The 20,696-nt window shown below is 74.3% G+C and carries 16 protein-coding genes; 7 read left to right on the forward strand and 9 right to left on the reverse strand.

Features of this window, described 5'->3' with window-relative positions; all coding sequences use genetic code 11:
• Positions 1-7 precede the first annotated feature (7 nt).
• Positions 8-181, reverse strand: a complete 174-nt coding sequence (locus tag ACQP1S_RS15610) for a hypothetical protein (RefSeq protein WP_432907360.1) — start codon at positions 179-181, stop codon at positions 8-10.
• 300 nt (positions 182-481) lie between these two features.
• On the opposite strand from ACQP1S_RS15610, the gene ACQP1S_RS15615 reads away from it, so the two are divergent.
• The 3 genes from ACQP1S_RS15615 to ACQP1S_RS15625 all read left to right on the forward strand — a co-directional run bounded on the left by ACQP1S_RS15615 (position 482) and on the right by ACQP1S_RS15625 (position 4,989).
• Positions 482-1,246 carry a lytic polysaccharide monooxygenase gene (locus tag ACQP1S_RS15615; protein ID WP_432907362.1) on the forward strand — a complete coding sequence of 255 codons (765 nt, stop codon included), beginning with the start codon at positions 482-484 and terminating at the stop codon, positions 1,244-1,246.
• A 120-nt stretch (positions 1,247-1,366) separates the two neighbouring features.
• Positions 1,367-1,942: a DUF305 domain-containing protein gene (locus tag ACQP1S_RS15620; protein ID WP_432907365.1), complete on the forward strand. Its 576-nt coding sequence runs from the start codon at positions 1,367-1,369 to the stop codon at positions 1,940-1,942.
• A 194-nt stretch (positions 1,943-2,136) separates the two neighbouring features.
• Positions 2,137-4,989 carry an ATP-binding protein gene (locus ACQP1S_RS15625; RefSeq protein WP_432908059.1) on the forward strand — a complete coding sequence of 951 codons (2,853 nt, stop codon included), beginning with the start codon at positions 2,137-2,139 and terminating at the stop codon, positions 4,987-4,989.
• Between the two features lie 61 nt (positions 4,990-5,050).
• Here ACQP1S_RS15625 and ACQP1S_RS15630 read toward each other — a convergent pair whose 3' ends face one another.
• The 3 genes from ACQP1S_RS15630 to ACQP1S_RS15640 all read right to left on the reverse strand — a co-directional run bounded on the left by ACQP1S_RS15630 (position 5,051) and on the right by ACQP1S_RS15640 (position 9,109).
• The gene (locus ACQP1S_RS15630) at positions 5,051-5,788 is read right to left on the reverse strand and encodes a MerR family transcriptional regulator (RefSeq protein ID WP_432907367.1); all 738 of its coding nucleotides are present in this window, start codon (positions 5,786-5,788) and stop codon (positions 5,051-5,053) included.
• A gap of 229 nt (positions 5,789-6,017) precedes the next feature.
• Positions 6,018-7,454, reverse strand: a complete 1,437-nt coding sequence (locus ACQP1S_RS15635; RefSeq protein ID WP_432907370.1) for an ATP-binding protein — start codon at positions 7,452-7,454, stop codon at positions 6,018-6,020.
• Positions 7,451-9,109, reverse strand: a complete 1,659-nt coding sequence (locus ACQP1S_RS15640) for an FAD-dependent oxidoreductase (protein ID WP_091240969.1) — start codon at positions 9,107-9,109, stop codon at positions 7,451-7,453. Before ACQP1S_RS15640 ends, ACQP1S_RS15635 begins: the two co-directional genes overlap by 4 nt.
• Positions 9,110-9,522: 413 nt before the next feature.
• Between ACQP1S_RS15640 and ACQP1S_RS15645 the strand changes: the two genes are divergently transcribed.
• Together ACQP1S_RS15645 and ACQP1S_RS15650 are read left to right on the forward strand one after the other, a co-directional pair.
• Entirely contained in the window at positions 9,523-9,846 is a 324-nt protein-coding gene (locus tag ACQP1S_RS15645; protein WP_091240169.1) for a TraR/DksA family transcriptional regulator, read from the forward strand.
• Positions 9,847-10,278: 432 nt separating this feature from the next.
• Positions 10,279-11,205 (forward strand): diacylglycerol kinase family protein, encoded by a 927-nt coding sequence (locus tag ACQP1S_RS15650; RefSeq protein ID WP_432908063.1) that lies wholly within the window; start codon positions 10,279-10,281, stop codon positions 11,203-11,205.
• Positions 11,206-11,290: 85 nt separating this feature from the next.
• Here ACQP1S_RS15650 and ACQP1S_RS15655 read toward each other — a convergent pair whose 3' ends face one another.
• Positions 11,291-12,160, reverse strand: coding sequence for an EamA family transporter (locus ACQP1S_RS15655; RefSeq protein WP_432907375.1), 870 nt, complete (start codon positions 12,158-12,160; stop codon positions 11,291-11,293).
• Entirely contained in the window at positions 12,157-12,924 is a 768-nt protein-coding gene (locus ACQP1S_RS15660) for an HAD family hydrolase (protein ID WP_432907378.1), read from the reverse strand. The genes ACQP1S_RS15655 and ACQP1S_RS15660 overlap by 4 nt, the downstream gene beginning before the upstream one ends.
• Positions 12,925-13,010: 86 nt before the next feature.
• Between ACQP1S_RS15660 and ACQP1S_RS15665 the strand changes: the two genes are divergently transcribed.
• Entirely contained in the window at positions 13,011-15,815 is a 2,805-nt protein-coding gene (locus ACQP1S_RS15665; RefSeq protein ID WP_432907381.1) for a DEAD/DEAH box helicase, read from the forward strand.
• A 146-nt stretch (positions 15,816-15,961) separates the two neighbouring features.
• Positions 15,962-16,870, forward strand: a complete 909-nt coding sequence (locus ACQP1S_RS15670; protein WP_432907383.1) for an MHYT domain-containing protein — start codon at positions 15,962-15,964, stop codon at positions 16,868-16,870.
• 108 nt (positions 16,871-16,978) lie between these two features.
• Here the strand turns inward: ACQP1S_RS15670 and ACQP1S_RS15675 are convergent, their stop codons facing one another.
• The 3 genes from ACQP1S_RS15675 to ACQP1S_RS15685 form a co-directional block, all read right to left on the reverse strand.
• Entirely contained in the window at positions 16,979-17,878 is a 900-nt protein-coding gene (locus ACQP1S_RS15675; protein ID WP_432908066.1) for a 5'-3' exonuclease, read from the reverse strand.
• A 133-nt stretch (positions 17,879-18,011) separates the two neighbouring features.
• The gene (locus ACQP1S_RS15680) at positions 18,012-19,178 is read right to left on the reverse strand and encodes an SGNH/GDSL hydrolase family protein (protein WP_432907386.1); all 1,167 of its coding nucleotides are present in this window, start codon (positions 19,176-19,178) and stop codon (positions 18,012-18,014) included.
• A gap of 273 nt (positions 19,179-19,451) precedes the next feature.
• A complete protein-coding gene (locus ACQP1S_RS15685) occupies positions 19,452-20,573 on the reverse strand; it encodes a glycoside hydrolase family 5 protein (protein ID WP_432907389.1) in 1,122 nt (373 codons plus the stop codon).
• Positions 20,574-20,696 lie beyond the last annotated feature (123 nt).

Here is a 20,696-nt window from a genome sequence, read left to right on the forward strand (position 1 = left end):
GTCCGGCTCACCGAGGCCGGGTGGGTGCCGACTCCTGCCGGGATGCGCCGAGCCGGACGCCCACCACGAGGGCGACGACCGCGCCGACGACGAGCGGCAGGCGGTTCCCGCCCAGCGACAGGGTCTCCCGGAACGCGGTGGCCCCCACGAGCAGCCCGGTGACCGGCTCGGACAGGGGCAACGCGATCAGTGGCGCCGACGTCCGCCGAGATCACGAGGATCCGTCCTCGGCACTCCATGGGCGTGCGGTTACCCGTCGTGGGCCGGGGCGGTCCCGGGTCGTGCCAGCACCGACCGGGGCCGACCTCGCCTTCGGATGGCGCACGACCAGGCAGAAAGAACGGTATGCCGACTTTACTGTTAACAAACTTTAATTTACGGTGGACTCAATCGCCCGACGTCTATCCCCGCGGAGCGGCGCAGGGCAGCCCGGTGCCCGTCCCCATCGTCCGACGACCGCCCCCAGCTTCGAGGAGTCCCCATGCGTCGAACCCTCACCGTCCCCCTGGTGGCGACAGGTGCCGTCGTCACCTCCCTGGGCCTCGCCGCGCCCGCCCAGGCCCACGGCTACGTCTCCGCCCCACCCAGCCGCCAGGCCCTCTGCGCCCAGGGGAAGGTGCCCGACTGCGGCCAGATCCGGTACGAGCCGCAGAGCGTCGAAGGCCGCAAGGGGCTGCGTAGTTGCAGCGCCGGGATCACCCAGTTCGCCGTCCTCGACGACGACAACCGGGGCTGGCCGGCCACCCCGGTCGGCAGCACGGTCACCTTCACCTGGGTGAACACGGCCCGGCACGCCACCAGCAACTGGGAGTACTTCATCGGTGGCACCCGGGTCGGTGTCGTCGACGGCGGCGGCCGGCAACCCGAGGCCACCGTCTCGCACGCCGTCAACCTGGGCGGTTTCTCCGGCCGGCAGAAGATCCTCGCCGTCTGGAACATCTCCGACACCGCCAACGCCTTCTACGCCTGCGTGGACGTGCAACTCGGCGGCGGTGGCCCGACCCCGAGCCCCAGCCCGACGCCGACCCGCACCCCGGGCCCGACGCCGACCCCGACCCGGACCACCCCGCCCCCGACCACCCCGGCCCCCTCGCCGACCGTCGGCGGCACCTGGGCCGCCGGTCGCAGCTACCAGGTCGGCGACCTGGTCACCTACCAGGCGGTGAGCTACCGGTGCCGGCAGGCGCACACCGCGATCCCGGGCTGGGAGCCGCCGTACGTGCCCGCCCTGTGGACCCAGGTCTGACCGGGGTCGACCGTGCCCGACCGACGATCACCACCCGCGCTCCTGCCTCGGCGCGCGGGTGTCGGGGGTCCACCGTCCACCGTTGACCGCTCCCACCCCGGCCGCCACCGACCCCGGGGTGTGCTGCCACGCCTGGCCGTCGTCGTCGCCGCGGTGCTGCTGCTCGCCGGGTGCGCGCCCGCCGCATCCCCGGCCACCCCCGTGCCGTCCCCGTCGAACGGGTCGGGTGCGTCGACCGTGGTCGGCGGACTCGACCGGGTGTTCCTGCACGCCATGACGGCCCACCAGGAGCGGACCCTGGCCATCGTCCGGGTCGCGCCACAGCGGATTCGGCAGCCGGGACTGCGTACCCTGGTCGCCGCCGTCGAGGCGACCGAGACCGACGAGGTCGCCCAGGCCCGCGAGTGGCTCCGCGCCGCCGGGCCGGACCCCGGCGGGCACCGGCACGAGCATCCCGACCCGGGCGGCGCACCCGACCCGGTGTCCCGGCTGCGGGACACCCCGGCCGCCGGATACGACGCCGTCCTGGTGGCGGTGCTGGTGGCGCAGCAACGGCAGGCGGCGGAACTGGCCCGGGCCCACCTGGCGCTGGCGGCCTCCCCGGCCGTCCGCGACCTGGCCCGACGCATCGACGAGTCCCGTACCGCGCAGATCCGGCTGCTCACCGCGCTGCCGGTCGCCCGGGTCACACCCTGACCCGGGCCCGCCGGCCGGTGGACGCCTCGGCGTCGTCGCCATAGCGCAAGCGGCTGATTTCACCACCCGTACGGCCAGCGGGTGGAGTCGTTCGGCCAGCCCGTCGGCATCGATGTTCCTCGTGTTCCTCAGGCCCCGGTATAGTCCCGTCGATCCCCATTGGAGTGTCGCAGGGAAAGCACGTGATCTGCGTGATGGCAGCCGGGCTGGAGAATGTGGTGTCCGGCCCACCATTCGTCGGACGGCGGTCGGAGGTCGCGCGTATCCGCGCCGCTCACGTCGACAGCGTGCGCACCGGAACGCAGGTGGTCTGCGAGGTGGTCGGCGACCCGGGAATCGGCAAGACCCGCCTGGTGCACGCCGCGTTGGCCCGCTGCGCGCCGACCCTGCCCCTCGTCGTCGGCACCGGTGTGGAGGCCGAGCAGGGCATCCCGTTCCACGTCTTCCGGCACGCCTTCGGCGCCGCCCGGCCACCCCGTGCCGACCCGCGGCGGCACCCCGGCGGCGGGGCCGAACCCGACGGTGCGCTGCTGCCCCGTGTCGCCGGCCCGGTCGACGTGCGGCTGTTCCGCACCTACCAGCTGGCCCGTCGGTTGCTCGCCCTGGCTGCCCGGGACGGGCTGACCCTCGTCCTGGACGACCTGCACTGGGCCGACGTCTCCTCCATCGGGCTCGTCACCCACCTGCTGCGCTACCCGGTGCCCGCACCGCTGCTGCTGATCCTGGCCTACCGGCCCCGGCAGATGGCGACCGCGATGCCGTTCGGCCCGCCCGACACCGGCGTCCCCGCAGGCGGGTGTCGGGAGCGGATCGAGCTGGGGCCACTCAGCCTCGCCGAAACCGTCGAGATGTACCCGCAGGACGACCCGGACGAGCTGGACGAACGCCATGACCGGGCCGCCGGCAACCCCGGCTACCTCGCCGCGCTGGCCGTCGTCGAACCGGCCGGCGGCGACCGGGACGCCCCGTCGACCGGCCCGCCCCGGCTCACCGACCGGGCGGTGGCCACCCTGCGCGCCGAATGGGCCGGCCTGCCCCCGGCCGACACGGCGTGCCTGCGCGCCGCGGCCGTGTTCGACACGCCGTGCGCGGTGGAACTGCTCGCCGAGGTCGCCCAACTGCCGGCGCAACTGGCCGGCGAGTCCGCGTGGCGGCTGGTCCGTCGCGACCTGCTGCGGGTCGTCCCGGCGACGGCACGGTTCACCTTCCGACATCCGGTGCTGCGCTCGGCGGTCCGTCAGGACACCGATCCGGCCTGGCGGGTCGAGGCCCACCACCGGGCACTGACCGCGCTGCTCGCCCGGGGCGCGCCCCCGGCGGAGCGGGTGGCACAGGTCGACCAGCTGCTCGGCCTGCCCCACGACCGGCCGGTCGAACCGTACGTCGAGGTGCTCTGCCGGGCCGCCCAGGAGATCCGCCGCGATGCCCCGGAGCTGGCCGTCCGCTGGCTGCGGGCGGCGTTGCGCGCACTGCGGCCACCGGCCGGCTCCCCCGACAGCCGGCACGACGTCACCCTGCTGCTGGCCCGGATCACCGGGGAGGCGGGGAACCTCGCCGAGAGCCGGACGCTGTTGCGGGAGGTCGTCCCCGAGCTGCCCGTCGACCCGACCGGCCGTCGGGCCGCCGCCGTCGCCCAGTGGGTCCGGGTGGAACGGCTGCTCGGCAACTACGCGGAGGCCGCCGCGATCAGCCGCCGTGAGCTGATCGGCATGCCGACGCCGACCGCCGGGGCGTACCAGCTCGCCACCGAACTGGGCGCCGTCGGCATCCTGTCCGGCCACCCCTCGCCGGTGCCCGGCGGTGCACCCGACGGCGAGGCCAGCGGCATCGACCGGGCCGGTCTGCTCGCGGTACGCGTACTCGCCGCCGCCCACGACGGCGACGTCGACATCGCCCGCGAGCTGCTCGCCACGGGTGTGCCGATCATCGACGCGCTGCCCGACCGGGACCTGCGCGACCATCCCGACTGCCTGCTGGCGCTCGGGCTGGCCGAGCTGTTCCTGGAGCGACCCGCCGACGCCACCCGGCACCTGGACCGGGGGATCGCCCTGGTCCGCGACGCCCACCGCGACGACGGTCTCTGCCAACTGCTGCTCGGTCGGAGTCAGGTGGCCTACCACCGGGGTCAGCTCGGCACGGTGATCGCGTTGGCCACCGAGGCCGGGGCCGTCGCCCGCCGGATCGGCAGCCGCTCCCTGCTCAGCTTCGCGCTCGCCTTCGAGGCGCAGGGCACCGCCTGGCGGGGCGGCCCCCGCGACGACGAACGCGCGGTGGCGTTGGCCCGCAGCGCGGTGGAGCTCGCCAGTGACCTGGACAGCTGGTCCGGACGCACCGCGGCGACCGCGTTGGCGACCGCGACCCTGCTCGCCGGCGACCCGGCCACCTGTCGGGAGATGCTCACCGACGCCGGTGGGGACGGCCGGCTGACCCGCCTCCAGGCGTCCCTGCGTCCGATGTGGCACGAAGTGCTCTGCACCGCCGCGCTGGCCGCCGGGGACCTGCCCGAGGCGCAGCGGCGGGCCCGGGCCGCGTTGGCGGCCGCCGACCTGATCGGTCTGCCGGGGCAGCGCGCCTTCGCCGAGTCGGCGTACGGGGAGGTGCTGCTCGCCCAGGGGGAGGTGGCGGCGGCCATGCCCTACCTGCGCGTCGCGGCGGACCGGTTCCGGGCCGCCGGCATGGTGCTGCGGCACAGCCTGGCCCTGGTCTCGATCGCCCGGGCGTCGGAGGCGGTGGACCAGGGCGGCCCCGCCGCCGCCCGGGCCCGCCACCGGGCACTGGAACTGGCGGCCCGGTGCGGCACCGAACGGGTCGCCCTGCGACTGGCCCGACCGTTGCGGGCGCTCGCCGAGACCGCACTGACCGACCGGGAGTGGCACATCGCCCGGCTGGCCACCACCGGCGTCACCAACCGGCTGATCGGCCGTCAGCTGCACATCAGCCCGCGCACCGTGGAGGCGCACCTGACCCGGATCTACCGCAAGGCGGGGGTGGAGTCCCGGTCCGGTCTGGTTGCCTGGGTGTCCCGTTTCGATGACACCGACCGGTGACCGGGGGGCGGTGTGGACGACCGTCCGGTGCGTCGTCGCCGGTCCCGTCACCGTGCCCGGGTCAGCCGTTGTCGCCGGACGGCTCGGGGCCGGGCTGATTCTCCAGCAGTTCGGCGACGTGCGCCTCGGCCTGGCTCTCCACGGCCAGTCGGAACGCCTCGGTGAGCACGTTGACCACACCCTGGGTCAGCAGGATCGTCTCCCGGTCGGCGTCGGACCACGACGGGCGGGACCCGGCGCCACCCAGTTCGGGGGCGAGGGCCAGCATCCGGGCAGTGACGGCCGCGACCAGCTCGTCGGCGAGGGGCCTGACGCTGTCCAGCACCTCGCTGAGCGCCTGCAACGCCGGCACCGTGCCCATCCGCACCCGGTGCAGGTCCAGCGCGGCCCGCAGCGGCCGGGGCCGTACGGTGCGGACCGTCCCGTCCGGGGCCCGTCCGATCACCCCGTGCCGGGTCAGCGCATGGGTCAGCGCGGGCCGTTCGGTGGCCAGCCGTTGCAGCATCGCGGTCAGTCCGTCGGGGGCCTCGTCGCCGTTGCGCACGCCGAGCATCGCCTCGATGGAGACCAGGTTGAAGCCCTGCCGTTGCAGGGTCAGGATGGCCTCGAGGCGGCGGACGTGCGTGTCGTCGTAGAGCGCGACCCGACCTCGGCGCACCGGCGGGGCCAGCAGCCGGCGGGCCTGGTGGGCGCGGATGTTGCGCGCCGACATCCCCACCTTGCGGGCGAGCTCCTCCACGGTGTATCCGACCGCGGTGCCGGCGGTAGCCGGCCCGGTCGTCACCCGGTCGATGGTCACGGTGGCCTCCGCAGGCGTCGGGGACGGGGTACGGCGACCTGCCGGCCGGTTGCGGCGGACGGCGGGCTCCCCGGGGCCGAGCGTATGGCCGGGTAACTACCGGGCGACAGGAGGGGAACCACTACTTGTCCGCACCGGCGATCAACCACTATCCTCCGTGATTGCGCGATCACTGCCTTCCGTATTGCCCGGATCTCGTCGTTACTGCCCCGATCGCCGGGCCGCCCGGTCAGCCGGCGTGGGCGGGCGCGGTGAACGGCAGCAGCACCCGGAACACGGTCGACCCCGGCACGGTGTCGACCCGGATGTCTCCGTGGTGCTTGTTGACCACGATCCGGTACGAGATGTCCAACCCCAGCCCGGTGCCCTCACCGACGCCCTTGGTGGTGAAGAACGGTTCGAAGATGCGCGGCCGGACCGCCTCGGGAATGCCCGGTCCGGTGTCGGCGACCTCGACCGTCAACAGGTCGCCGGCCCGCCCGGTGCGCAGCGTCAGCACGCCGTCCGCGCCCATCGCCGACAGGGCGTTGTCGATCAGGTTCGTCCACACCTGGTTCAGTTCCGCCGCGTACGCCGGGATGGGCGGCAGGTCCCGGTCGTACTCCCGGGCCACCCGCACCCCGGGTGGGATCTTCGCCTTGAACATCACCAGGGTGGCGTCGAGCAGGTCGTGCACGTCCACCACCTGGTGCGGGGCCCGGTCCAGCTGCGAGTACTGCTTGGCCGCGCCGACCAGGGTGGAGATCCGGGTGACCGCGTCGTCGATCTCGGCCATCAACTGCTCGGTGTCCAGTGTGTACGACAGCCACCGCACCGCCGACTCCATGTCCTGCGGGCCGACCACCTCGCGTACCTGCTCCAGCCACCCGGTGTCCAGGCCGGCGGCGACCAGCGTCGGCGCCAGGTCCCAGCCGGCGGTGACCTGGTGTTCGTCCAGCCAGTCGGCCAGCTCGTCCTCGGCGTCGCTGGCGGCCATCGGGGACAGTTGCGGCGCGCGGGCGGCCCGCTTCACCGCCTCCTCCTGCAACTCCACCAGGGTGTGCAGCCGGCGGCCGTCGAGCCGGCCGTCGGCGATCATCGCCAGCTTGTGCCGCATCCCGGCGACCCGGTCGCGGAGCGCGGAGGTGGCCCGTACGGCCGCGCCGGCCGGGTTGTTCAGCTCGTGGGTGAGCCCGGCGGACAACGAGCCCAGGGCGAGCAGCCGTTCCCGTTCGCCGATGATGGTCTGGGTGTCCCGCATCCCGAAGAACAGCCCCTCCAGCAGGTGCATCGCCATCGGGAACCAGGTCCGCACCGCGTGGGCGAACGTCTCGGCGGGCAGCACCAGGAACTCGGCGTCGGTGATCGCCCGCAGGGTGTTCAGGTAGACCTGGTCGACCTGCCCGCCCAGGTACGCCTGGGTGGCTCCGCCGTACACCCCGCGCTGGTCGGTGCGGTTGACCTCCAGGTCGTCGCCGTGCACCCGCCGACTCATCGACACCGTGCCGGACAGCAGGGTGAAGAAGCAGCTCGCCGGCTCACCCTCGGCATAGACGACGGTGCCGCCGGCCCGCTGCTCGACCCGGCCGTGCTCGGCCAGCCAGTCGAGCTGTTCGGGGTCGAGGGCGGCGAAGAGGAACAGCTCCCGGAGCTGATCCGGGGTGAGTCGTTCGTCGGTGTCGCTCACTGTGCCTCCAGATAGCGGTGTACCAGCGAGACGGCCATCGCGCCCTCACCGACCGCCGAGGCGACCCGCTTGACCGACGAGGCCCGCACGTCACCGGCGGCGAACACCCCCGGCAGGCTCGACTCCAGGTGGTACGGGTCGCGGGCGAGGGTCCAGCCGGGTGGTTTCCGGCCGCCCGCGGTGAGGTCGGGACCCGCGACGATGAAGCCCCGCTCGTCGCGGGCCAGCACCCCGTCCAGCCACTCGGTGCGTGGCTCCGCGCCGATGAAGATGAACAACCAGGAGGCGTCCACCTCGCGGACGTCGCCACTGCGGGTGTCGCGCAGCCGCAGCCGTTCCAGATGCCCGTCACCCGCGCCGCCGACCACCTCGGTGTGCGGGTGCACCACGATCCGGTCGTTGCGCTCCAACTGCTGGATCAGGTACGACGACATCGACGCGGTGAGGTCGGCGCCCCGGATCAGCAGGTGCACCCGGCTGGCGTACCGGGAGAAGTGCACCGCCGCCTGGCCGGCCGAGTTGGCCCCGCCGACGATCCAGACGTCCTGGTCGACGCAGCTCGGGGCCTCGGTGGACGCCGCGCCGTAGAACACCCCCAGACCGGTCAGGTCGGCCAGACCGGGCGCGTCGAGCACCCGGTAGGACACCCCGGTGGCGAGCACCACCGTGTGCGCGGCGATGGTGCTGCCGTCGCCGAAGTGCAGCAGCCGGGCCGCCCCGGCGCTCTCCAGCCCCACCACCTCGCGGGTGCTGAGCAACTCCGCACCGAACTTCAGCGCCTGCCGGCGGGCCCGGTCGGTGAGCTGGGCGCCGGACACCCCGTCGGGGAAGCCGAGGTAGTTCTCGATCCGGCTGCTCTGCCCGGCCTGGCCGCCGGTGGCCCGCCGCTCCACCAGCACGGTGCGCAGCCCCTCCGAGGCCCCGTAGACGGCGGCGCCGAGCCCGGCCGGCCCGCCACCGACCACCACCAGGTCGTAGAAGTCGGCTGCCGGGGCGACGGTGAGCCCGGCCACCGCGGCCAGTTCCGCCTCCGTCGGGGCGACCAGCGCCTTGCCGTCCGGGGTGACCACCAGCGGTACGTCGGTCGCGTCGGCCCCGGCGGCGGCGAGCAGCCGGCCGCCCTCCGGGTCGTCGGTGAGCAGCCAGCGGTAGGGCACCAGGTTGCGGGCGAGGAAGTCCCGGACCGCGAACGACGGCGCCGACCAGCGGTGCCCGACCACCCGGATCTCGTCGCTGGCCTGGTCGGGGCTGGCCGCCCAGGCTTCCAGCAGGGTGTCGACCACCGGGTAGAGCTTCTCCTCCGGCGGGTGCCACGGCTTGAGCAGGTAGTGGTCCAGGTCGACCACGTTGATCGCGTCGATCGCCGCGTCGGTGTCGGCGTACGCGGTCAGCAGCACCCGGCGGGCGGCCGGGAAGAGGTCCATCGCGGCCTCCAGGAACTGGATCCCGTTCATCTCGGGCATCCGGTAGTCGGCCAGCAGCACCGCCACCCGTTCACCGCGCAGCTTGATCTCCCGCAGCGCGTCCAGCCCGCCGGAGCCGGAGTCGGCCCGGACCACCCGGTACCGGTCGCCGTACCGGCGGCGGATGTCCCGGGCCACGGCCCGGGAGACGGCGGGGTCGTCGTCGATGGTGAGGATCACCGGCTGTGCCATGGTGCCCATGTAAGCACAGCCGGCGGTCCGGGCCGCCGCGCCGCCGATGGCGGTCCGGCGGCGGGTGTCCGTGGCGTTATCCGTTGGCTTTCCTCGGGGCGCGGCCTATGGTGGGCCTCATGTCCCTGGCCGTTCGACTGCGCCGTCCCGCCGCCACCGGTTCTCCGGTGACGGCGGTCGTGGTCGGCCGGTTCGAGGCGGTGGTGCCCGGTGCGGCACAGTCCGCCGTCGTGCCCACCCAGGGGCGGCCGAGCCCGATCCCCGCCGGGCGTGGCCCACCCGGAGAAACGCTCCTCCTCCGGATCGGCCACCAGGGCGAAGCCATTTCGGCTTCGGCCCTTCTTCTGTTTCCGTCCCTTTTTCCGCCCGTCGTTCCCCGCTTCCCGAAGCGCGGTGCCCCGAAAGGACACACCATGAGCACCGACCTGCACCACCAGGCCGAACAGCACCGGCTGACCATGCTCCGCCAGGCCCTCACCGATCAGTTCGCGACGCAGACGGCCCGGTTGACCGAGCTGACCGCCGACACCGGCGACCCGGCCGAGGCGCACACCCGGGGCGCGTTGATCGCGGCCACCCGGCAGAGCCTGGACCACCTGGCCGCAGCGCTGCGACGGCTGGCCGAGGGCGGCTACGGCCGCTGCGAACGCTGCGAGGCGGCGATCCCGGCGGAACGGCTGGAGGTGCTGCCGCAGGCCCGATTCTGCGTCCCCTGCCAGCAGAAGGCGCACGGCTGACCGGCCGTCCGTGGCCGGCGGTGGGGCGGGCTGGGGTCGGGGACCCCAGCCGCTGATTGCCCTTTCCGTCGATGGCCTCGCCGGTGGCCGGGCTTTCCGATCGATGGCCTCGCTGGTGTCGGGCCGGCCGCCAGCGAGGCGGTCGCCCCGGCGGGCGGCTTCTTCCCGCCTCCCGGCAACGGTGTCCTGCCGGGAGGCCGGGAGGAGGCCCGGAACCCCATTCCGCCCCGCCACGATGCCGGGGAACCCACCCACCGGCCGCCGGGCCACGACGACCGCCCCACCAACCACCTAGCTACCTAGGATGCCTTACGCAAGGTGACCCCCGGCGCATCGGCGTCAGACGATCAGACCGCCGGCGTCACCGTCGACCAGGTGCCCAATCAGGATGCCGCAGTCAGGGGGAGCCGGAGCCTGGTGCGAACCGGTACGGTGCTCGCCGTGACCGCAGACGATCACCGGGCGGCCGGCCCGGTCGCCGTGCTCGCCAATCCCACCGCCGGCCGGGGTCGCCATCGGGGTCTGCTGCCCCGGGTGCTCGACGGCCTCGCCACGGCCGGTCGGCCGGTGGAACTGCTCACCGCGCACACCCCGGCCGAAGCGGAGGCGGCCTGCCGCGCGGCGGTCGCCGCCGGAGCGTCCGCGCTGGTCGCGGTCGGCGGTGACGGTACCGTCCACCAGGCCCTCCAGGTGGTCGCCGGCACGGCCGTGCCGTTCGGCCCGGTGCCGGCCGGCACCGGCAACGACTTCGCCGCCGACACCGGGTTCCCGGCCGACCCGCTCGCCGCCGTCGAGGTGATCGCCGCCGCGCTGCGCGCCGGTCGCACCCACCCGGTCGACCTGGCCCGGATGTCCACCGCCGGTGGTGCCGACCGCTGGTACGGCGCGGTTCTCGCGGCCGGCTTCGACGCGATCGTCAACGAGCGCGCCAACCGGATGCGCTGGCCGCGCGGCCCCCGCCGGTACGACCTGGCGATCCTGGTCGAGTTGGCCCGGTTGCGTCCGCGTCGCTACACGCTGCGCCTCGACGGGACGGAACACCACGTGGACGCCGTGCTGATCGCCGTGGGCAACTGCGCCAGCTACGGCGGTGGGATGCGGATCTGCCCCGCCGCCGACCCCACCGACGGGCTGCTGGACGTGGTGGTCGGCGGCCGGTTCGACCGGCGCACCCTGATCCGGGTCAAGCCGCGCATCTACGCCGGCACCCACGTGGCGCATCCGCTGGTGCGCAGCTACCGGGCCCGTACCGTCGAGGTGGCCGCCGAGGGCATCACCACGTACGCCGACGGCGAGCGGTCCCTGGACCTGCCGGTGCGGATCACCGCGGTGCCTCGGGCGGTGCGGCTGCTGCGCTGAGCGGCCCCTGCGGCGGCGGCGCTGCTGATCGGACCGTCCACCGGCGGCACCGGTCTGGGCAGGGCCACCCCCGCCCGCCGGCCACCTACCCGCCGGGAGGGGCGGCGACGCGCGGGGCGGCGGCCCGGACCGCGCCGATGCTGGCGACGACCACCAGGCCGATCGCCAGCACCTCGACCGGGTGCAGGTCCTGGCCGAGGACCAGCCAGCCGGCGAGCGCGGCGAGCGCCGGCCCGAGGCTCATCAGCACCGCGAAGGTCGAGGTGGCCAGCCGGCGCAGGGCCAGCAGTTCCAGGGTGTAGGGCAGCACCGAGGCGAGCAGCGCCAGCCCCGCGCCGAGCGCGAGCACCCCCGGGTGCCACAGCCGGGCCCCGGCGTCGATCAGCCCGAGCGGCAGGGTGAGCACGGCGGCTAGGGCCAGGGCGAGGGCCAGCCCGTCGGTGCCGGGGAACCGGCCGCCGACCCGCGCGGAGCAGACGATGTACGCGGCCCACAGCGCGCCCGCCCCGAGCGCGAGGGCGACGCCGACCGGGTGCAGCCGGTCGAATCCGCCCTGGCCCAGCAGGACCACCCCGGCCAGCGCCAGCCCGGCCCAGCACCAGGCGGTCCACCGGCGGGCGGTGAGCACCGACAGGGTGAGCGGCCCGAGCACCTCCAGGGTCACCGCCGGGCCGAGCGGGATGCGTTCGATGGCCTGGTAGAAGACCGAGTTCATGCCGGCCAGGGCGAGCCCGAAGGCACCGACGGCGAGCCAGTCGGCCCGGTCGTGCCCGCGTAACCGGGGTCGGCACACCAGCAGCATCAGCAGGGCCCCGATGGCCAACCGCAGGGTCACCGTGCCGGCCACCCCGACCCGGGGGAAGAGCAGCGCGGCGACGGCGGAGCCGAAGTGCACCGACAGCGCCCCGCCGAGCACCAGCCCGACCGCCGCCGTCCGGCCGGAAGTGTCGATCATGGGGATGGCAGGACCAGGTCGAGCACGGCGCCGAGACCACTGGGACGACCAGGGCCGGCGGCCGGCAGCACCAGCACCCCGCAGCCGGCGGCGACCGCCCCGGCGTCGGCGGGGGTGTCGCCGACCATCAGGGTCCGCTCGGGGTCCACCCGGAGCATCCCGCAGGCCCGCAGGAAGATGCCCGGGTCCGGCTTGCACCGACCCACCTCGTACGACAGGGCGTAGGCGTCGATCAGGTCGGCCAGCCCCCAGGCGGCGAAGAACGGCCGGAGGTCGAAGCCGATGTTGCTCACCACCGCCACCGGAATCCCGGCGGCCCGCAGCGCGGTCAGCACCGGCGCGGTGTCCGGGTAGGGAACCCAGCCCTGTGGCACCAGCACCCGTTCGTAGAGCGCCTCGGCGAAGCCCTCGATGCCGGCGTCGACCGTCTCGGCCAGCCCGGTGTAGGCGGCCCGGTGGGCGTGCTCGTAGAGATCCCGGTCGGCCCAGAGTTCGGCCAGTCGGGGCGGCACCCGGGCCGGCGACGGACCGCCGGCCCGACCGGCGGTGAGCAGCCGGTCGGCCAGCGCGGTGGCCCGCATCCGCTCCAGGCTCACCCCGCACGTCGCCGCCGCGGCGACCACCCAGTCGTGGGCCTGTTCGACCTGGGCGAGGGTGCCGTGGAAGTCGAAGAGCACCGCCTCCACGGGGCGGCGGGACGCACCCGCGGGGGTGGCGTCCCCGACGCCGTTCGAGGCGTCGGGCGGTTCGGCATGATCCGGCACGTCGTGCACCCTACCGACCCGCCCCGAGCCCGTTGCCGGACGGCCTTGGCGGGTGGTCGTCGGTGGTACCGATTAATCTTGCTGACATGTCGAGCCCCGCCGAGCGGTACGCCGAGGCACGCCGCCGGGCTGCCCAGGCCGCCCAGTTCCCGGCCCTGGAAGAGTTCGCCCTCGACCTGGGGTTCGATCTCGACGATTTCCAGCGCGAGGCGTGCCAGTCCCTGGAGCGGGGCAGCGGGGTGCTGGTCTGTGCCCCGACCGGGGCGGGCAAGACGGTGGTCGGCGAGTTCGCCGTACACCTGGCGTTGCGGGGCACGCCTGCGGCGGTGTCCGCGGCGGCCGACGAGCCGGCGACGCCACCGGTGCGGCGCAAGTGCTTCTACACCACGCCGATCAAGGCGTTGTCCAACCAGAAATACCACGACCTGGTGCAGCGGTACGGCGCGGCGCAGGTCGGCCTGCTCACCGGCGACAACGCGATCAACGGGGACGCTCCGGTGGTGGTGATGACCACCGAGGTGCTGCGCAACATGCTCTACGCCGGCTCGGCCACCCTGGCCGGGCTGGCCTACGTGGTGATGGACGAGGTGCACTACCTGGCCGACCGGTTCCGGGGCGGGGTCTGGGAAGAGGTGATCATCCACCTGCCCTCCTCGGTCACCCTGGTCTCGCTGTCCGCGACGGTCTCCAACGCCGAGGAGTTCGCCGACTGGCTGGTCACCGTGCGCGGTGAGACGGCGGTGGTGGTCAGCGAGCACCGGCCGGTGCCGCTGTGGCAGCACATGCTCGTCGGCAAGCGGATGTTCGACCTGTTCCACGACGCCGACGCGGCCCGCAAGCACGACGTGCACCCGGAGCTGCTGCGCTACACCCGGGACCAGACCCGGCGGCTGGAGCTGGGGGAGGGGCGCAGCGCCGGCCCCGGCGGCGGGCGGCGTGGCCCGCGCTGGCGGGGCCCGATGCGCCCCGACATCGTCGACCGGCTGGACCGGGAGGGGCTGCTCCCGGCGATCCTGTTCATCTTCAGCCGGGCCGGCTGCGCCGCCGCCGTGCAGCAGTGCCTCGCGGCCGGTCTGCGGCTGACCTCGGCGGAGGAACGGGCCGAGATCCGCCGGGTGGTGGAGTCGCGGGTCACCGCGATCCCCGGTGAGGACCTGACCGTGCTGGGCTACTGGGAGTGGCTGGACGGGTTGGAGCGTGGTCTGGCCGCCCACCACGCCGGGATGCTGCCGGTGTTCAAGGAGGTCGTCGAGGAGCTGTTCGTCCGGGGTCTGGTCAAGGCGGTCTTCGCCACCGAGACCCTGGCGTTGGGCATCAACATGCCGGCCCGGTGCGTGGTGCTGGAACGGCTGGTGAAGTTCAACGGCGAGGCCCACGTCGATCTCACCCCGGGGGAGTACACCCAGCTCACCGGGCGGGCCGGCCGACGGGGCATCGACGTCGAGGGGCACGCCGTGGTGGTCTGGTCACCGGAGACCGACCCCCGGCACGTGGCCGGCCTGGCCTCCACCCGTACCTACCCGCTGCGGTCGAGCTTCCGGCCGTCGTACAACATGGCGGTGAATCTGGTCGGCAGCGTCGGCGTCGAACCGGCCCGCGCGCTGTTGGAGTCGTCGTTCGCCCAGTTCCAGGCGGACCGGTCGGTGGTCGGGCTGGCCCGCCAGGTGCAGCGCAACACCGAGACCATCGACGCGTACGGCGCGGAGGCGGTCTGCCACCAGGGTGACTTCGACGAGTACTTCGCGTTGCGGGTGGCCATCGCCGACCGGGAGCGGGCCATCGCCCGGCAGGGGCAGACCCAGCGCAAGGCCGCCGCGGTGGCCGCGCTGGAGCGGCTGCGGGTCGGTGACGTGATCCGGGTGCCGTCGGGGCGGCGGGCCGGGCTCGCAGTCGTCCTCGACCCGGCGACCGGGGGGTTCGGTGAGCCCCGGCCGCTGGTGCTCACCCAGGACCGGTGGGCGGGCCGGGTCAGTCCCGGCGACTTCACCACCCCGGCCGAGGTGCTCGCCCGGATCCGGGTGCCCAAGCACTTCAACCACCGTTCGCCGGCCGCCCGCCGGGATCTCGCCGCCGAGGTCAGCGGCACCGGGCTGGACCGGCACGGTGGTCGTCGGGGTGGGCGCTCCCGGCAGGCCGCCGGTGAGGACCACCGGCTCAGTCAGCTCCGCACCGAGCTGCGTCGGCATCCCTGCCACGCCTGCCCGGAGCGGGAGGAACACGCCCGCTGGGCGGAGCGGCGACGGCGGTTGGAAAACGACACCGAGGAGTTGCGGCAGCGGGTCTCCGGGCGGACCGGTTCGTTGGCCCGGACCTTCGACCGGATCGTCGCGTTGCTGACCGCGCGGGGTTACCTGTCCGTCGAGGGCGGCGTCACCGACGCCGGGCGGATGCTCGGCCGGATCTGGACCGAGGCGGACCTGCTGGTCGCCGAGTGCCTACGTCGGGGTGTCTGGGACGGTCTGTCCCCGTCGGAGTTGGCCGCCGCCGTGTCGGTGGTGGTCTTCGAGGCCCGCCGGGACGCCGACGAGCGGGCGTCGCTGCCGCGTGGGCCGGTCGCCGAGGCGGTCGACGAGACGCTCACGTTGTGGAGCGAGATCGAGGCCGACGAGGCACAGCGCGGCCTGACCGTCACCCGCGAGCCGGATTTCGGGTTCGCCTGGCCGATCTACCGGTGGGCACGGGGGGAGACGCTGGCCAAGGTACTGGCCAGCGGGCACCAGATCGACGGCGAGATGCCCGCCGGGGACTTCGTCCGGTGGGCCCGGCAGGTTGCCGACCTGCTCGGTCAGCTATCCGACTCCGGTGGTGCGTCGACCGAGCTGCGGGCCACCGCGCGGCAGGCGATAGCCGCCGTGAACCGGGGCGTACTCGCCCATTACACCTCCGCCTGATCATCACCTTCGGTCACCGGCGGGCGGTGAATCGACGCATCGGACGGTCACCGTGACGGCACCCGCCCGAAAACCCGGGGGGCGATGTTGCGCCTGCTCGGAGCCTCCCCGATCATTGCTCGGGCGCGGTCTCCTACGCGCCGGTAATGAGTGGGGGGAAGGCCGCCGTGGCGGAGATCAATCACTTTGAGTACGGGTGGATCACACCCGCCCTGAGTTACGCGCTGTCCGTGCTCGGTTCGTTCCTCGGTCTGGTCTGCGCCGGGCGGATCCGCACCGCCACCAGCTCCGGCCAGCGCGTCTGGTGGGGCCTGCTGGCGGCGTGGGCGATCGGCGGCACCGCGATCTGGGCGATGCACTTCATGGCCATGCTCGGCTTCGCGGTCACCGGCACCCGGATCCGGTACGACGTCCCGCTCACCGCCGCCAGCACGGTGATCGCCGTCACCGCGGTCGGGATCGGCCTGGCCATCGTCGGCACCGGCCGGCTCGGCGCGGCCAAGGTCCTCGGCGGCGGCCTGTTCACCGGCATCGGTGTCGCCGCCATGCACTACACCGGGATGGCCGCGATGCGGCTCAACGGTGACCTGGACTACGACGGCGCCCGGGTGGCCCTGTCGGTGGTCATCGCCGTCGTCGCGGCCACCGTGGCGCTGTGGCTGGCGATGACCGTCCGCCGGGGCCTGGCGATCGCCGGCTCCGCGCTGGTGATGGGGGTCGCCGTCAACGGTATGCACTTCACCGGCATGACCGCCCTGTCGGTGCACCTGCACGGGCAGCGCGGCGAGGTGAACGGGGCGGGGGTGAGCACCCTGCTGGTGCCGATCGTCCTCGCGGTGATCTTCGTGGTGGTGGGGCTGGTCTACGCGCTGCTCGCCGCCCCCACCGACGACGACCGGGCCGCCGCCGCCTACCTGGACGCCCGGCAGGTCATCCCGCCGGCCGCCGCCCCGGAGCCCGCCCCGGACCCGGTGGGCCTGCGCAGCCGGTCGGCCACCCTGGGCCGCCCGGGCACCCCGTTCCCGTCCCGCCGGGACGTCCCACCGCCGCGCTGACCGGGTCCGTCCGGCTGGCGAGCTGGCCGTGCGGGTTGCCGGGCCGTGCGGGGCTGGCGGCCCGGCCGGGCCGGTGCGGCCCGGTGCCCTGACCGGCCGGGTCACCGGTCAGGGCTGGGTGGCGAGGGCGTCGACCAGCCGTCGGCAGGAGCCGGCCAGGTTCCACAGTTGCGCCAACTCCAGTAGCCGGTCCGGGTCGACCGGTGCGGTCGGCAGCGCGGTGGACAGCGTCGGCAGCGGCACATCGGTGGCGACCCGGACCACCTTCGGGGCCACCGCCAGGTAGTCGCGGGCGTCGTCGAGCTTGGCCCGCAGCCCGGGGGCGAAGCCGGAGCCCGGGTCGTCGAGCGCGGTGAGGATGCCGGGCAGGCCACCGTAGCGGTCGATCAGCCGGGCGGCCGTCTTCTCGCCCACCCCGGGGACCCCGGGCAGCCCGTCGCTCGGGTCGCCGCGCAGTGCGGCGAAGTCGGCGTACCGGTCGGCGGGCACGCCGTAGCGGGCCCGGACCGCCGCGTCGTCGCAGTCGTCGAGCTTGGCCACCCCGCGACCGACGTAGAGCAGCCGGACCCGGCGGGCGTCGTCGATGAGCTGGAACAGGTCCCGGTCTCCGGAGACCACCTCCACCGGACCGGGTTGGGTGACCGACAGGGTGCCCAGCACGTCGTCGGCCTCGTAGCCGGTCGCCCCGACGGCGGGGATGCCGATCGCGGCCAGCACGTCGAGGATCACCGGCACCTGGGGGGAGAGGGTGTCGGGCACCTCCTCGCCACCCTCCGGGGCGACCCGGTGCGCCTTGTACGACGGCAGCAGCTCCACCCGCCAGGCGGGCCGCCAGTCGTGGTCGAACGCGCAGACCATCCGGTCCGGCCGGCGGGTGCGGACCAGTTGGGCGAGCATGTCGAGGAAACCGCGCACGGCGTTGACCGGCTGGCCGTCCGCGGTCCGCGCGGCCGACTCGGGCACGCCGAAGTAGGCCCGGAAGTAGAGGCTGGGGGCGTCGATCAGCATGATCGGGGGTTGGTCTGCCACGCCCGACAGCCTGGCACAACCGACCGACGAGATGGGGGACGACCGCCCCCGCCCCCACAGCGCGCTGCGGACGGCGTCGAGGTCGTCTCCCGTGCCCGGCGGGCCGGCCGGGTCACCAGCGCACCGGCGCGGTGGCCAGGAACGCGCCGAGCCGGTCGGCGATCAGCTCGTGGTCACGCCGGGACGGGTGCCACCGGCAGCCACCGTGGTCCAGGCCGGTGCTGTCCTGGTACCAGTAGCGGACCCGGTCGTGGCGTTCCCGGACCACCTGCTCGGCGGCCTCGGCGAACGCGATGGTGGTCCACAGCTGCTGCGCGGTCACCACGATGAGGGTGTGGCGGCTGTACCGGGCCCGCAGCCGGTCGAGGAAGCCGTGGTAGGCGTCCCGGTAGGCGCGACGTAGGGTCTGCGGCGTCCACGCCTCGTCGGGGCGCAGGTCGGTGGCGAAGTCGTTCGCGCCCAGCCCGACCACGACCAGTTGGGGTCGCCAGTCGACGGGCCGGTCCCAGACGTCGCCGTCCACGGCGAGCAGGGACCGTGGATAGAACGTGCGGTAGGTGACGTCGGGCGCGCCGCCGTCGTGGTTTCGCACCATCCCGAGCCCGGAGTACGCGTTGAGCTGGTAGTCGGCGTCGAGGCGTCGGGCGGTGAGCGCGCCGAAACTGAGGTCGGCGTCGGTCCGGCGGGTGGCCTGCGCGTCCGTGCACTCCCGGTCGGTCGACAGGTTGCCGTAACCGGCGGTGAACGAGTCGCCGATGAACTCGATCTGTCGGTGACGGGCGGCCGGCGGGGCCAGCATCCGCCCACCGGCGGCGGCGACGAAACCCCCGAAGGCGCCCGCCGCCGCCGGGCTCTCGGTGCGCTTGACCAGTCGTACGGTGTGCCGCCCGGGGGACAGCCCGGTCAGCCGGTACGTGGCCCGGCCGGGGGTGACCAGGGTGGCCACGGTCGTCCCGTCGAGCTGCACGTCGTAGTCGTTGACCGGGTCGTCGAGCACGATCCCGACGCCGGTGCCCCGGAACCGGCCCTCGAAGTAGACCCCGGGCCAGCTGTACCGCACGAGGTGACCGTCGACGGTGACCCGGCCGGCGGTGTGCGCCCCGGCGAGGGCCCCGCCGGTCCGGGGCGGGCGCGGCGGGGGCTCGGCGCAGGCGACCGCGGTGTCCGTCGCCGCGCAGGCCACCGGTGTGCCGGCGGCAGCGGCCTCGGCCGCGGTGGCGGTGGGCAGCACGGTGACGACCGCCGCGATCAGCGCCAGGGCCAGCCGGCTCGACGTCACGGTGCCTCCTCTGCCGGCCCGGGGGCGGCGCCGACGCGGTACGGCGTCCACCGTCTCGGCGGTGGACCAGCGGTGCTGATCGCCCGCCGCTGGACCCAACGAACGGCCCGACGCGGCGGTTGCGGCCGGGTCGGTGTGGTGGGCCGTTCGTCCGCACCCACCCCGAACGGGCCCGCCGGGTCGCGGGGGCCGTCACCGGCTGACCGGTGACGGCGGCCGTGCCGCTGCCCCGGCCGGGGTGGCCGCCCGCCCCACCCCGGCCGGAGCCGACGGTCAGCCGGCCGTGCCCCGGATCCGGGTGCGGATGAACTCGCCCGACTCGGTCAGCACGGCGGTCCCGGTGAAGTCGGTGCCGGCGCAGGTGCCCCGCCGGAAGACCGAGTTGCTCTCCGGTCCGTCGGAGTAGCTCCACATCGCGTAGCTGACCTTCAGGCTCTTGAGCAGGTCCAGCCAGGCGGTGGCGCTGTCCAGGTCGTTGGGGCCGTCCCCGGTGAAGGTCTGGGTGCCGAACTCGCTGACGAACAGCGGCAGGCTCCGGGCGGCGCGGGCCACCGTGGCGCGTTGCAGGTCCCGGTGGGACGCGGCGTAGAAGTGGAAGGTGTACATGATGTTGGCGGCGTCGACCGGGTCGTCGAGCACCTCGGTCTCGTCGGCGCCCTCGGAGACGCCGAGCGAGGAGAATCCCCGGGTGCCAACCAACACCACACTGTCCGGGTCGGCGGCCCGGATCACCGGGATGACCTCCTCGGCGTAGCTCTTGATGTCGGCCCAGCCGACCCCGTTGGGCTCGTTGGCGATCTCCCAGAGCACGTTGGTCCGATCGGCGTGCCGGGCGGCGACCTCGGCGAAGAACGACTGGGCCCGCTCCAGGTTGAACCGGGGGTCGCCGGGGGTCAGGATGTGGAAGTCGACCACCACGTAGAGGCCGAGCGCGCTGGCGGCCACCACGGCCTCGTCGACCTTGCGGGTGAAACCGGCCGGGTCGGTCTCGAAGCCACCCTCCTGGACGTACATGGCCACCCGGACGAAGTCGGCCCGCCAGTCGGTGCGCAGGGCGGCCAGCGAGTCCGGGTTGAGGCAGTTCGGAAAGAACTGGAGGCCGTGGCTGCTCATGCCGCGCAGCTGGATCGGCTCGCCGGCCTCGTCGCACAGGTTCACCCCGCACACCCGCAGCCGGCCGTGCACGGCCACCGGGGAGCCGGCGGGCGCGGTGGCCGGTGACCCGGTGGTCGGCGATCCGGTGGTCGTGGCGTCGGCGGTGGCGACCGGGCCCGCGGTGGCCGGCGGCGTCGGCTCGGTGTCGGCGCTGGCCTTGGGGATGGCCAGGGCCGCCCAGCCGGCGACGAGCGCGGCGAGGGCCACCCCCGTCGAGGTCAGTACTGCGCGTCGGTGCATCGGAGACTCCGGTCGGGCTCGTGGGGACCGGGGAAGGCACCCGGTGGTACGCAATCGCCGCAGCCTCGGTTCACCGGGTCGCCGTCGGTCTCCGACCACCGGACTGGGCCGCGGCCCAAACGA

The organism is Micromonospora matsumotoense (assembly GCF_050951065.1).
GTDB classification, from domain to species: domain Bacteria; phylum Actinomycetota; class Actinomycetes; order Mycobacteriales; family Micromonosporaceae; genus Micromonospora; species Micromonospora matsumotoensis.